A 13360-nucleotide genomic window follows, 5' to 3' on the forward strand; every position below is an offset into this window, starting at 1 on the left:
ATTTCCATTATTCACCCTTAAAGGCACGTTTTACTTTATCAAAAAAACTTTCCTCATGCTCACCTTGAGGTACACTGCCGCTTACTTCTGCAAATTCTGTTAATAGCTGCTTTTGCTTTTCTGTCAGCTTCGTAGGTGTCACAATCTTAACGATAATATGCTGATCTCCTGTGCCATAGCCGCGCACATTTGGAATTCCTTTTCCTTTTAAGCGGAATTTTGTTCCTGTTTGTGTTCCTGCAGGCACTTTAAGCTTCACTTTTCCATGAAGAGTTGGCACTTCGACTTCATCTCCAAGCGCTGCCTGTACAAAAGTCACTGGCATTTCACAATAAACATCGTCGCCATCTCTTTCAAAGAATTCATGAGAACGAACGGCAAAGACCACATATAGATCCCCTGCAGGACCACCGTTTACACCTGGCTCTCCTTGTCCGGAAACACGAAGCTGCTGGCCATCATCAATTCCAGCTGGAATTTTCACATTAATTTTACGGCGTTTCTGCACCTTGCCGTCTCCGCCGCATGTAGAACATTTATGCTTAATGTTTTTGCCAGTACCTGAACAATGGTGACATGCTCTTCTATTCACAATTCTGCCGAACGGAGTATTTTGTTCCACATTCAGCTGACCAGATCCCTGACAGTGACTGCATGTCTCCACTTTTGTACCTGGTTTCGCACCAGATCCGTCACAAGTGTCACAAGGTTCTTCTCTAGGAATTTCAATGGTTGTTTCCTTGCCAAATACGGCATCCTCGAATGCAAGAGTCATCGTATACTGCAGGTCGGCACCTTGTCTTGGCGCATTCGGATCTCTTCTGCGCGAGCCGCCTCCGCCAAAGAAAGTGCTGAAAATATCTTCAAAGCCGCCGAAGCCTTCAAAACCGCCGCCTCCGCCAAATCCTTGATTTGGATCTGTATGGCCGAATTGATCATAATGCGCTTTTTTCTGGTCATCACTTAATACTTCATAGGCTTCTTTTACTTCTTTAAACTTTTCATCTGCACCAGGTTCTTTATTTATATCTGGATGATATTGTTTGGACAGCTTGCGATAAGCTTTTTTTAATTCATCCTTGGAAGCACTCTTGCTGACGCCAAGGACTTCATAGTAATCCCTTTTACTCATGATTACCACTCCCCGATTCTATTCACATAAATTGTATTGTATCAAAAATAAAAGCCAAAGCCAAGAAAGACCTGACTTTGACTATGGTAATTCCAGATGCAGCCTTTATATATGCTAAGCTGCACCCGGGAAATAGAATGAATGGTCTTAGTCGTCTACTTTATTCTTTATACGAATCAGCAAACAACTTCATAATCGTTTAGACGATTACTTGTCATCCTTAACTTCTTCATATTCAGCGTCAACAACATCGTCATCCTTGCCGCCAGCAGCTGAATCATCAGCACCTTGTGCACCTTGTGCACCTTGTGCACCCTGTGCCTGCTGTTGTGCCTGCTCATATAGCTTCATAGTTAGAGCTTGAACGATTTCTTGAAGAGCATCTTTCTTCGCACGGATTTCTTCAAGATCATTTTTCTCGATCGCTTCTTTTAGAGCATCTTTTGCTTCAGTTGCTTTTGCAGCTTCCGCTTCGTCTACTTTGCCTTCAAGATCTTTTAGCGTTTTTTCAGTTGTAAAGACAAGCTGATCTGCCTCATTGCGAAGCTCTACTTCTTCTTTGCGCTTCTTGTCTGCTTCAGCATTTTCTTCAGCTTCTTTTACCATTCTATCGATCTCATCATCAGAAAGTCCTGTAGAAGACTTGATTGTGATCGCTTGTTCTTTGTTTGTGCCAAGATCCTTCGCACGTACGTTTACGATACCGTTTTTATCAATATCAAAAGATACTTCAATTTGCGGTACGCCGCGTGGAGCTGGAGGAATATCGCCAAGCTGGAAGCGTCCTAATGTTTTATTATCTGCTGCCATTTGACGCTCACCTTGAAGCACATGAATGTCAACAGCTGACTGGTTATCAGCAGCAGTAGAGAATACTTGTGATTTAGAAGTAGGGATGGTTGTATTACGATCGATTAGCTTCGTGAATACACCGCCCATTGTTTCAATACCAAGTGATAATGGAGTTACGTCAAGCAATACAACGTCCTTCACATCACCGGTGATGACTCCGCCTTGAATGGCTGCACCCATTGCAACAACTTCGTCAGGGTTTACACCTTTATGAGGCTCTTTGCCAACTTCTTTTTTGATTGCATCTTGTACGGCAGGAATACGAGTAGAACCACCAACAAGAATAACTTTATCAATTTCAGAAGGAGATAAACCAGCATCTCTTAATGCCTGGCGAGTAGGTCCCATTGTACGCTCTACAAGGTCAGAAGAAAGCTCTTCAAACTTCGCACGTGATAATGTTACTTCAAGGTGAAGCGGACCAGCTTCTCCAGCTGTAATAAATGGCAGGGAAATTTGTGTAGATGTTACACCAGAAAGATCTTTTTTCGCTTTTTCAGCAGCATCTTTTAAACGCTGAAGTGCCATTTTATCTTTTGAAAGATCAATGCCGTTTTCTTTTCTGAATTGCTCTACTAAGTAATCGATGATCACTTGGTCAAAGTCATCTCCGCCAAGACGGTTGTCCCCGGCAGTAGATTTAACTTCGAATACACCGTCGCCAAGTTCAAGGATGGAAACGTCAAATGTACCGCCGCCAAGGTCGTATACAAGGATCGTTTGATCTTCATCGACTTTATCCATTCCGTAAGCAAGAGCAGCAGCTGTTGGCTCATTGATGATACGCTCAACTTCTAAGCCAGCAATTTTACCAGCATCTTTTGTTGCTTGACGCTCTGCATCATTGAAGTATGCAGGAACAGTAATAACTGCTTTGTCAACTTTTTCACCAAGATATTCTTCTGCATATGACTTTAAGTATTGAAGAATAATAGCAGAAATTTCCTGAGGAGAATAATCTTTTCCTTCAGCTTCTACTTTAAAGTCAGTACCCATATGACGCTTAACAGATAAAATCGTGTTAGGGTTTGTAATGGATTGGCGTTTTGCAACTTCCCCTACTTGACGCTCTCCGTTTTTAAAAGCTACAACTGATGGAGTTGTACGGTTTCCTTCCGGATTCGGAATTACCTTTGCTTCGCCGCCTTCTAATACAGCCACACATGAGTTTGTTGTACCTAAGTCAATCCCAATAATTTTGCTCATGAATATTACCTCCCTAATGTATGTATTACTGATTTACTTTTACCATTGCTGGTCGGATTACGCGGTCTTTAAGCATATACCCTTTTTGGAATTCTTCAACTACCGTATTGCTCGCAAAGTTTTCGTCTTCCACCTGCATAACAGCTTGGTGGATATGCGGATCAAATTCTTTGCCAACGGACTGAATTTGCTCAGCGCCTTCTTTTTTCAGCGCCTCAATCAAGCTGCGGTAAACCATTTCCATTCCCTGCTGCATTGATTTCGCCTGTTCAGAATCAGCTTCCATTTGTAAGGCTCTTTCGAAGTTATCAATGGCAGGCAGCAAATCGGTAATTAAGCTTTGTGATCTATATTTATCGGCCGCCTCACGATCCAATTTCGATCTGCGGCGGGAATTATCAAAATCAGCCTGCAGACGCAAATAGCGATTTTCAGCTTCCTCAAGCTTTTGTTCAAGCTCAGAAATTTTTGCATCGGCCTCGTTTGTCTCTGATGCCTCAACAACTTCTTCTTCTGCTTCACCAAAAATTTCTTCAGTCGGCTCTTCGCCATCAAATGGCTGCTTGTTTTGTTCTTCTTGTAGAGTGTCTTTCTCTTCTGCCAACTTTTTCACCTCCTTAAAATGGGTTTTTACGGAAATATCTTTTGAGTAAAAGATTGTTTTGCGGTTTCTGCTACGCTTAACTCTAGTATAAACTGATTTCCACTCCAGAGTACTCGCTTTCCGCGGGGCGGGTGCTGAGCCTCCTCGTCGCATTCGCTCCTGTGGGGTCTCAGCTCCCCACTCGTCCCGCAGGAGTCTCGCACTCTTCCGTTTCAATCAACAAGTGTTGTTAAAGCAAATTATTATCTTAAAGCTAAGTTCAAATCACGCTCTGCTTACTTCTTATGAAAGAGCGCTCAATGCATTGTCACTCTATCAATATTACCCGCGGTTTTCATTTTGATACAGATTTGTGAGAACAGCAGATAGGTCTTTGCTGAAATAGTGGAGCAGGCTGATGACTCGTGAGTATTCCATTCGGGTTGGCCCCAGGATGGCGATGGTGCCGAGTCTTTCTTTTCCAACAGAATAGCTGGCTGTGATCAGACTGCAGTTGTCGATCGCTTCATTATTATTTTCTCTGCCGATTTTCACCTGAATTCCAGAATGATGATGACGGATAAGATCGTAGAAACCTTTTTCCTGTTCAATCATATTCATCAGATTGCGGACCTTGTCAATATCATGAAACTCCGGCTGGCTTAACATGTTCATTTTACCGCCAAAAAACAGTTTTTCTCCTGCTGGCGCTTTAATGGTTTCAGCGATGGAATGCAGCATATAATCATAGTGACTGATATGCTGGCGAAGCAGCACTGCAACCTCTTTATAAATCTTATTATGAAGCTGATCCATTGGTACACCGGAGAGACGCTCATTCAGGATGTTGACAAGCTTCTCAAGCTCACCAGCATCAATATTTTCAGGAAGCTGAAACATTCTGTTCTCCACATGTCCGGAATCAGTCACAATAATAGCAATCGCAGTCTGTTCATTCAATGGGACAATCTGAATTTTCTTCAGTTTATTTTCACCTAGATCTGGTCCTAGAACAATAGATGTATAGTTCGTCATCTCTGAAAGGATTTTCGCAGATTTCTGTACAATTTTCTCAAGCTCGTATATCCGATCTGCAAAAATGGATTTCACTCGATAAACATCTTCTTTGCCCAGCCTTTGCGGTGAAAGTAAATGATCCACATAATATCTGTAGCCTTTTTCGGAAGGAATTCTTCCCGAAGAGGTGTGTGTTTTTTCAATAAAACCAAGCTCTTCCAAATCAGCCATTTCATTTCTGATTGTTGCCGAGCTAAATGAAATCTCATCCTTTTTCGACAAGCTTCTTGATCCGACAGGCTGTGCAGATTGAATAAAATCATCAACAATCACTTGAAAAATTAATAATTGACGATCTGTTAACACAGTTATCACCTCTGTTAGCACTCTTAATCGTTGAGTGCTAATTCTACTAATAAATTAACAAATCCATGAGATAGTGTCAATAAAAAAGCCTAATTCACTTACAGATGCTTAAGATTATTTCAGGAAGTTTTGAAATACTTCATTTCCTAAAAAGCGGCCCTGATGCGTCAGTTTAATGTCATCATCTTCGACCATAAGCAAGTCTTTATTTACAAGTTCATTTATTTCATCTTTAAAATAGCTCAATGGATTCTCTGCAAATTTCTCTGAAAAGTGACGGATTGAGACACCCTTCGTTTTTCTTAGACCTAAAAACATTTCTTCTTCCATTTTTTCAACCTTTGACAGCTCATGCTCTTCTATAATAGGAAGTTTGCCATCTTCAAGGGGCTCCATATACTTTTTCAGCGGTCCGAAGTTTGAGCGTCTTTTCCCATCCACATAACCATGTGAACCAGCACCAAAACCATAATAGTGTTCATTATTCCAATACGTTAAATTATGCTTACTTTCATACCCTTTTTTCGCAAAGTTGCTGATTTCATATTGCTCATAGCCATGCTTGTTCATTTGTTCGATCAGCACTTCATACATTTCAGCCTCCATATCCTCTCCAGGAAGGGGCAATTTGCCTTTTCTCATTAAGTTATAGAAGACCGTTTTCGGCTCAATGATTAAGGAGTACCCAGAATAATGCTCAATATCCAGTGTAAAAGATGTTTCCAAGGTTTCTTTAAAATCTGCAACAGTCTGACCAGGCAAGCTATAAATTAAATCAACACTGATATTCTGAAAGCCTGTTTTTTTAGCGGCTTCGATCGATCGGAATACATCCTTTTTCCTGTGTACCCGTCCAATCCGCTCCAGTAATTCATCATTAAAGGTCTGAACCCCAAAGCTGAGTCTGTTGACGCCAGCATCATAAAGAACCTTTAATTTTTCTTCTGATAAATCGCCTGGGTTGGCTTCAAACGTAAACTCGATATGTTCATCAAAAGGAAGATAACAATGAATGGTTTCACAGAGTACTTCCAGCTGTTTTTCGTTTAATGCTGTTGGTGTTCCTCCGCCTACAAATATGGTATTTAGAACATCCGGCGGAGATTCTTGTGTAGCAATCGCCATCTCTTTGCCAAGTGATTGCAGGTACTCATCAACAGGCTGGCCTTTTAAAAATACTTTATTAAAATCGCAATAATGGCAGATATGCTCGCAAAAGGGGATATGAATATATGCTGCTCCAATCATTTTTTACACAACCTTTATTTCTTAATAGTGTTGGAGATCTTTTCTGTATGATAAAAACAAGTTAGGTATGCTTTTTACAAAGCATACCTAACTTGCATGTACTCTATCAATAAAATTACTTTTTCGGCGTATTGTCATCCATTTTCAGAACGGCCATAAACGCTTCTTGCGGCACTTCAACAGAACCGACCTGCTTCATGCGCTTTTTCCCTTCCTTCTGCTTTTCTAACAGCTTCCGTTTACGGGAAATATCTCCGCCATAACATTTGGCAAGTACGTTCTTTCTCATCGCTTTAATGGTTGAACGAGCCACAATTTTTTGACCGATCGCAGCTTGGATTGGCACTTCAAACTGCTGTCTTGGGATTAATTCTTTCAGCTTTTCAACAATTACTTTCCCGCGCTCATACGCAAAGTCACGGTGAACGATAAAGCTCAAGGCATCAACTTTTTCAGTATTCAATAAAATATCCATTTTAACAAGCTTCGAAGGTTTGTAGCCAATCAGCTCATAGTCAAAGGATGCATAGCCCTTTGTATTGGACTTCAATTGATCAAAGAAATCATAAACAATCTCTGATAATGGAATTTCATATACAATGCTAACCCTTGTTTCATCCATATATTGCATATCTAAGAAGATACCGCGTTTTTCCTGACAAAGCTCCATGATTGCCCCTACATAATCATTTGGTGCCATCATTGTTGCTTTTACATATGGCTCTTCAACCCGATCAATTTTTTGAGGGTCAGGCATATTAGAAGGGTTGTCTACTTTAATTTGTTCCCCATCTGTCATAATGACATCATAGATAACACTTGGTGCCGTTGTGATTAAATCAATTTTAAATTCACGTTCAATTCTTTCCTGGATGATCTCCATATGAAGAAGTCCAAGGAATCCGCAGCGGAATCCAAAGCCTAGAGCTTGGGAAGTTTCCGGCTCAAATTGAAGAGCAGAATCATTCAGCTCAAGCTTTTCTAAAGCTTCACGCAGGTCATTGAATTTCGCGCTGTCGATTGGATATAATCCGCAATATACCATTGGGTTCAATTTACGGTAGCCAGGAAGCGGCTCTGTTGCACCGTTCTTCGCACTTGTAATCGTATCCCCTACACGTGTATCGCCAACATTTTTAATAGCAGCTGTTAAGAAACCAACATCTCCAACAGAAAGCTCTTGCAGTGGTGTTGATTTTGGCGTAAATACCCCAACTTCTGTTACTTCAAATTCCTTGCCGGTCGCCATCATCCTTACTTTATCGCCGACCTTAACAGTTCCTTCGACAACACGAATATATGCTACAACACCGCGATAAGCATCATAAAGAGAGTCAAAAATAAGTGCTTTTAACGGTGCTTCCGGGTCACCTGTAGGTGCAGGAACCTTTTCTACAATCTGTTCTAAAATTTCTTCAATCCCAATACCTGCTTTGGCAGATGCAAGTACAGCTTCAGAAGCATCAAGACCAATGACCTCTTCTACTTCATTTCGAACCCGCTCAGGATCAGCACTTGGCAAATCAATTTTATTGATAACCGGAAGTATTTCCAAGTCATTATCAAGTGCTAAGTAAACGTTCGCAAGTGTCTGCGCTTCAATGCCTTGAGCAGCATCTACGACTAAAATGGCTCCTTCACAGGCAGCAAGACTTCGGGAAACTTCATATGTAAAATCCACATGTCCCGGAGTATCAATCAAGTGAAAGGTATATGTTTCTCCGTCATTTGCAGCATATTTCAGCTGAACAGAATTCAATTTAATCGTGATTCCGCGTTCTCTTTCAAGATCCATTGAATCAAGAAGCTGATCCTTCATTTCACGCGCTGTTAACGCTTTTGTTTTTTCTAAAATACGGTCAGCTAAAGTGGATTTCCCATGGTCAATATGGGCAATTATCGAGAAATTACGAATTCTCGATTGTCTCTCAAGTCTTTCTTCTCTGTTCATTAAATCCTACACACTCCTATTAGAAAAGCTCATCGCCTATTTTGCTGCGCTCGGAGCTAAACGTGATCTAAGTTCACTTTGTACTTTTAATAGAGTAGAGCAAACCTTCAAAAAAGTGTCTACTCAAAAAATAATATTTATAATGGCATACTATTTTTGATTATAGCAGTACAAATGTGAACATTCAATGTTAAGCGCAGGGATTCAGCATGGATCTCACTGCAAAAAAATAGCAGCTGCTAAAAGCAGCCGCTATTCACCGTTGATAAGAGATGTAATAAGCTGAATGGTTTCTTCCATTAAGGCTTGTATGGTTGCTGAGAACTGCTTTCCAAGTGAGGAAAAGAAATTATAAGCTTCCATCTCTTCAAGCTGCTCTCTTTTTTTCTGGAGATCATGGCTTGAAACCTCGTTGCCGAGTATGGATGCCTGCAGCTCTCCGCTCTCTGCCTCCTGAATCGTTATGGCCTCTTCATAATTAGGATCATCGAAGCCTCTCATCTGCTGGATTCCATCATTTGCCTGCTGCATTCCAAATAGAACCGAGGCAAACATGAGGGCTGCCAGAAACAAAGCTTTTAATGTAAACCTCTTCATCCTTATCACACCTTATCAATACTTTTAATTTTGTGCTGATCCGTTTACTTCCTCTGCTTGCCAATAGAATTCACTAAATACATCTGCAAGTGCTGCTGCTGAACGATTTAATTCTTCAAAGGTATTATCTACACCGCCAAATTCTACGAGGATGGCATTTTCTGAAAGATCCTGATTGTAAATGCCATTAGATCCTGATTTATCTTTCAGTAAAACTCCTCTGCTCAATCCAGGATATTTACTTTCTAAACCTTTGTGAAGCTGTTGTGCAAGCTGATTATTCTTTTCATAGTTTTGATGTTTTCCGCCTATGACAAACGCCAGCTGTGCGTAGCTTTCACCGTTTATGACCTTTGTGGTTTGTTCCTTGCGCCTGGAATCTCTGTGTATATCAATCAAGTAGGTTAAATCTTTATTAGAGCCAAGTGCAGAGGCAATAACTTCCCGTGACTCCTGATAGGACTGTCCATAGCTCCAGCCTTTCTTCACCAATCTTGATTGAACATCTGTTTTATCAATAGTCGTTCCGATTCCTTTGCCCTCAAGCTCTTCTTTCAGCTTGTCTCCTATTTTTGTCACATTGATCTGCGAATGAAAGGCTTTATTAGGATCTGTCACACCTTTTAAATAAGGAAGGAACGATTCAGTGTTATGAGTAAAATAAACATAAACAACCTCTTTTCCATCCGTAGATTGCGGTGGAGGGGCTGTATCTTCACCTGGCTCCCCTTCGTCTAGCTCATCCACATTTTGCAGGGGCGGTTCGCTTTTTCCTTCAAATACATCCTGTGGAGGTGCAGATTCAATCGGCATGTTCGTATAATTGGTTCCTTCCCCCGCTACTAGAATTTCTGTATCAAAGATGGTAAAAGAGGGAAGCTCCCGTCCCAGCAGACTTCTCGGGTCATCCAAATTAATATTGGTGGAAAGCTGAAAAAGCAAGCTGGACAATTTAGGTCCTTCCTCTAAATCCATGGTTGCTGCGAAAGCCCGGTTTTCCGTACCAATGATTTTGTACAAAAGGTCTGCAGAGAAAAAAGATGCTGCCTTATTCACCGATTCTGACGATGGCCTAAGGTCTGGATTTAAAGAAGTAATCGCACCGCTTATCGAAAAAATCATAAATATAAACAATAGAAACGCTGCCGCTGACTTTACTAGATTTGATCCTTGAACTGTAATCAATATCCCGTTGGATTTTTGGGGTCTCATTGTTCCACCTCTCCTTGCAAGTCTAGTAAATCTTATGACTTTGCTAGGAAAGATAGAACTAGAATATGTTTTATTTTTTTATGAGTACAGCAGAACTTACTTCGTATACATCCCGCTATTATCATCATTAATGTTTTGATGAAGAGCTGCATTAAGTCCGTTGGCAATGACGTTTGCCATATCTTCAATAAAAATATCCACTTCTTTTGGTGTGACCATTAAGTTATGGCCGATCGGAGAAAGCACTTCATAAATCAGCTTTCTCTTTTCTTCTTCCTCTAATGTCCCCACAATGCCCAAAAAGGTTTGACGCTGGCCCTCTTCCGGCAGATCTTCCTCTGTCAGTTTTTTTCTGCCGCCAAAATTCATTCCTGCAGGAGCTAATGCTCTTGATGGCCGATCTCCTTCTCTCAGCTCTTTACCAAAATGCTTTAGGATGAAATCAATGGTGTCACTCGTAATAGATACGGCATCAACCACCGTTGGCACGCCAATTGCCACAACTGGAATTCCCAATGTTTCGGCGCTGATTTCCTTGCGTTTATTACCTACACCAGAACCGGGATGAATACCCGTATCGGAAATTTGAATGGTCGCATTTACACGCTCAATTGATCGTGCAGCAAGTGCATCAATGGCAATCACAAAATCAGGTTTTGTCTTTTCTACGATTCCAAAGATAATGTCACTTGTTTCAATCCCAGTTAACCCCATAACCCCAGGAGCAATGGCACTTACAGGGCGGTATCCGTCTTGAACGCTCTCGGGCTGCAGCTGATATAAATGCCTTGTGACGAGAACATTTTCACAAACCTCAGGACCCAGTGCATCCGGCGTCACATTCCAGTTTCCTAAACCAACGATCAAACAAGAAGCCGTTTCAGTAATGCCAAGCTCTTTTAAAAAATGGGAGAATTCCTTTGCAAACACACCGACCACCTTTTCCTGAAGTGGAGTGTCCTGCTGGCGGATACCTAACGCTTCAATGGTTAAATACCTGCCTTCTTTTTTCCCAATCGCTTCGGCTCCTTTTTTTGTAACTTCCACAAAAGAAACCTTAATTTCGTCTTCTTCTTTTTCTTTTATAATGACGCCTTCAATTTGAGAGAGATCTTCCTCATGATGAATTCCATTTTGCCTTTCAGCAAGCACCATTTCTCTCGCCTCTACAGCCAAATCTGTTCTTAGTGAAAAATTGCTTAAATCCGGTTTCTCATTCATACTGATCCCTCGCATTCTAAAAAGTGTTAACCAAATTCCATATATCATGTATCATGTCCTGAACAGCAGGAAAAGATTCACAATTATAGCAGTTTCCGTTCCTTTTCCTTTTGAATGAACAAAATAAGAACAGGCAACTTACGATAATTGGCTGCAGAGTATTGCATTATGTGCAGGGGTTTGGTAGAATAGCACTTGTTCTTAATGAATTGTGAATGAATGTGACTATCGAGTTAGAGTAAAGGCTTTTTCGGCTATGGCTTCCAATTGGTGAGCATAAAATGCCGTTAACCTGCGATCATCTCGATGCTTTTTCAGGAGGTGAATGGAATGCCAAACATTAAATCTGCTATCAAGCGTGTAAAAACAAGCGAAGCTCGCAACGCTGCTAACGCAACTGCTAAATCTGCAATGCGTACTGCTGTGAAAAAAGCTGAAGCTGCGATCGTTAATAACGAAGCTAACGCACAAGAAAGCTTTGCTGCTGCTGCAAGCAAGCTAAATAAAGCAGCTGCTAAAGGACTTATCCACAAAAATGCTGCTGCCCGTAAACAATCTCGTTTAATGAAGAAATTAAACTCTGTAAACTCTTAAGTTTATGGAATCATGGCTATCTGCTAAAGATAGCCTTTTTATTTTGTCTTCATTTTCACCCCCTAATAAAAAAACCGCATTCCCTCTGCCGCTCACAGAAAAAATACAGTTTTTTAAATTATTTCAACGCACTTAATTTAAATAAAAACATTTCAATCAGCATGGTTTTGTTCATCCCGCCCGTTTTCATCTGATAATCTGCATCAGCGAGCTGACTCATGATTGCGGATAGTTCCTGATCATCAAAAAGCTGCGCTTGTCCGGCTGCAAGCTTCACCCGGAATGGGTGTATTTTCAACTGACCTGCCATCTGATTTTGTCCGTAACCTTTTCTGGCTAATTCCTTCACCTGGTATATGAGTCTAAATTGCCCTGTAATGACCGCTAAAATTTTTATGGGCTCTTCATTTTGTTTGAGCAGATCGTAAAAAATCCGCAGTGCCTCATCAATTTTTCTATGTACAATTTTATCTACCAGTGCAAAAATATTTTGTTCCAATGACCGTGCAACAAGCTTCTCTACCATTTTTTGATCTATGCGTTTTTCATCATCGGCATATAAAGAAATTTTATCAATCTCACTTGTCAGCATAAATAAATTGGTGCCAGCAAGTGCAAGCATTAATTCAACAGCTTCTTCATCAATCTGAACACCATTCAGTGCCGCACGCTCACGGATCCAAGTTTTTAATTCATTTTCTCCGAGCTTTTTTGCCTCTACAATGGCTGCTGTTTTCTTTAATTGCTTCGTGATTTTTTTTCGCTCATCTAATTTTTCGTAGGCTCCTGAAAATACAACGATCGAATACGGTGAAGGTTCTTTTAAATAAGCCTCAAGCTTTGCTACATTGTGCTCCACTTTGGACTTGGGTTTTTCAGCAGTTAGGAAAACGGGATTCTGCAGGAGAATTAAGCGCCGCTCTCCCATAAAAGGCAGGGTTTCGGCATCTTCTAAGGCTGTTTCAATTGGTGTCTCTTCCAAGTCGTAAGAAGCTAAATTGAAGTCGAGCTCGTCCTCATTTAGACTATGTTCAATGAGCAGCTGCTTCGTTTCATTTATCAGATACGGCTCGGTTCCATAAATTAAATAAACTGGTGCAAAACGCTGCCCCTTTATTTGTTTCCATATATCAAACACAAATATTCGCTCCGTTCAATAGGTTTTGCTTCAAGCATTCACTACTACTATCCTAAAGAAGCCATCATGTTTTGACAAGTAGCAATAGGGAATCAGCTCTATAGAGGATAGAGCCGATTCCCAATCTATATAGAACGCCGACAGAGAAGGCCTAGGAATCTTCGCCGTCAGCGGTGCACCAGTAACTCTATTTTCTCCTGCTTACGAGTACGTTATTTGTGACAACTGCTGTAAGGACAGGAA

Annotated in this window: 11 protein-coding genes; 1 reads left to right on the forward strand and 10 read right to left on the reverse strand. The window is 40.9% G+C overall.

Annotated elements, in window-relative coordinates:
- Positions 1-7: 7 nt before the first annotated feature.
- The 9 genes from dnaJ to gpr all read right to left on the reverse strand — a co-directional run bounded on the left by dnaJ (position 8) and on the right by gpr (position 11385).
- Complete coding sequence (dnaJ, locus tag F7732_RS07515) at positions 8-1132, reverse strand: molecular chaperone DnaJ (RefSeq protein WP_151573289.1); 1125 nt, start codon at positions 1130-1132, stop codon at positions 8-10.
- Between the two features lie 207 nt (positions 1133-1339).
- The gene (gene dnaK, locus F7732_RS07520) at positions 1340-3190 is read right to left on the reverse strand and encodes a molecular chaperone DnaK (RefSeq protein ID WP_151573290.1); all 1851 of its coding nucleotides are present in this window, start codon (positions 3188-3190) and stop codon (positions 1340-1342) included.
- 25 nt (positions 3191-3215) lie between these two features.
- On the reverse strand, positions 3216-3794 hold the full coding sequence (gene grpE, locus F7732_RS07525) for a nucleotide exchange factor GrpE (RefSeq protein ID WP_275670916.1): 579 nt from the start codon (positions 3792-3794) through the stop codon (positions 3216-3218).
- A 321-nt stretch (positions 3795-4115) separates the two neighbouring features.
- Positions 4116-5156, reverse strand: a complete 1041-nt coding sequence (hrcA, locus tag F7732_RS07530) for a heat-inducible transcriptional repressor HrcA (RefSeq protein ID WP_151573292.1) — start codon at positions 5154-5156, stop codon at positions 4116-4118.
- A 114-nt stretch (positions 5157-5270) separates the two neighbouring features.
- A complete protein-coding gene (hemW, locus tag F7732_RS07535; RefSeq protein WP_151573293.1) occupies positions 5271-6404 on the reverse strand; it encodes a radical SAM family heme chaperone HemW in 1134 nt (377 codons plus the stop codon).
- 115 nt (positions 6405-6519) lie between these two features.
- Entirely contained in the window at positions 6520-8355 is a 1836-nt protein-coding gene (lepA, locus tag F7732_RS07540) for a translation elongation factor 4 (RefSeq protein WP_151573294.1), read from the reverse strand.
- 252 nt (positions 8356-8607) lie between these two features.
- Positions 8608-8952, reverse strand: a complete 345-nt coding sequence (locus tag F7732_RS07545; RefSeq protein WP_066443445.1) for a YqxA family protein — start codon at positions 8950-8952, stop codon at positions 8608-8610.
- A gap of 24 nt (positions 8953-8976) precedes the next feature.
- A complete protein-coding gene (spoIIP, locus tag F7732_RS07550) occupies positions 8977-10164 on the reverse strand; it encodes a stage II sporulation protein P (protein ID WP_151573295.1) in 1188 nt (395 codons plus the stop codon).
- Between the two features lie 96 nt (positions 10165-10260).
- Entirely contained in the window at positions 10261-11385 is a 1125-nt protein-coding gene (gpr, locus tag F7732_RS07555; protein ID WP_151573296.1) for a GPR endopeptidase, read from the reverse strand.
- A gap of 330 nt (positions 11386-11715) precedes the next feature.
- Between gpr and rpsT the strand changes: the two genes are divergently transcribed.
- On the forward strand, positions 11716-11979 hold the full coding sequence (rpsT, locus tag F7732_RS07560) for a 30S ribosomal protein S20 (protein ID WP_066443438.1): 264 nt from the start codon (positions 11716-11718) through the stop codon (positions 11977-11979).
- Positions 11980-12097: 118 nt separating this feature from the next.
- Here the strand turns inward: rpsT and holA are convergent, their stop codons facing one another.
- The gene (holA, locus tag F7732_RS07565; RefSeq protein ID WP_151573297.1) at positions 12098-13117 is read right to left on the reverse strand and encodes a DNA polymerase III subunit delta; all 1020 of its coding nucleotides are present in this window, start codon (positions 13115-13117) and stop codon (positions 12098-12100) included.
- Between the last annotated feature and the right edge of the window lie 243 nt (positions 13118-13360).

It is taken from the genome of Bacillus mesophilum, from assembly GCF_008923265.1.
GTDB classification, from domain to species: Bacteria; Bacillota; Bacilli; order Bacillales; family Cytobacillaceae; genus Cytobacillus; species Cytobacillus mesophilum.

What these genes read in the sequence shown, in the direction of transcription:
- dnaJ (WP_151573289.1), bottom strand. Translation starts at nt 1,132, where the DNA reads ATGAGTAAAAGGGATTACTATGAAGTCCTTGGCGTCAGCAAGAGTGCT.
- rpsT (WP_066443438.1), top strand. Translation starts at nt 11,716, where the DNA reads ATGCCAAACATTAAATCTGCTATCAAGCGTGTAAAAACAAGCGAAGCT.
- hemW (WP_151573293.1), bottom strand. Translation starts at nt 6,404, where the DNA reads ATGATTGGAGCAGCATATATTCATATCCCCTTTTGCGAGCATATCTGC.
- gpr (WP_151573296.1), bottom strand. Translation starts at nt 11,385, where the DNA reads ATGAATGAGAAACCGGATTTAAGCAATTTTTCACTAAGAACAGATTTG.
- F7732_RS07545 (WP_066443445.1), bottom strand. Translation starts at nt 8,952, where the DNA reads ATGAAGAGGTTTACATTAAAAGCTTTGTTTCTGGCAGCCCTCATGTTT.
- lepA (WP_151573294.1), bottom strand. Translation starts at nt 8,355, where the DNA reads ATGAACAGAGAAGAAAGACTTGAGAGACAATCGAGAATTCGTAATTTC.
- dnaK (WP_151573290.1), bottom strand. Translation starts at nt 3,190, where the DNA reads ATGAGCAAAATTATTGGGATTGACTTAGGTACAACAAACTCATGTGTG.
- spoIIP (WP_151573295.1), bottom strand. Translation starts at nt 10,164, where the DNA reads ATGAGACCCCAAAAATCCAACGGGATATTGATTACAGTTCAAGGATCA.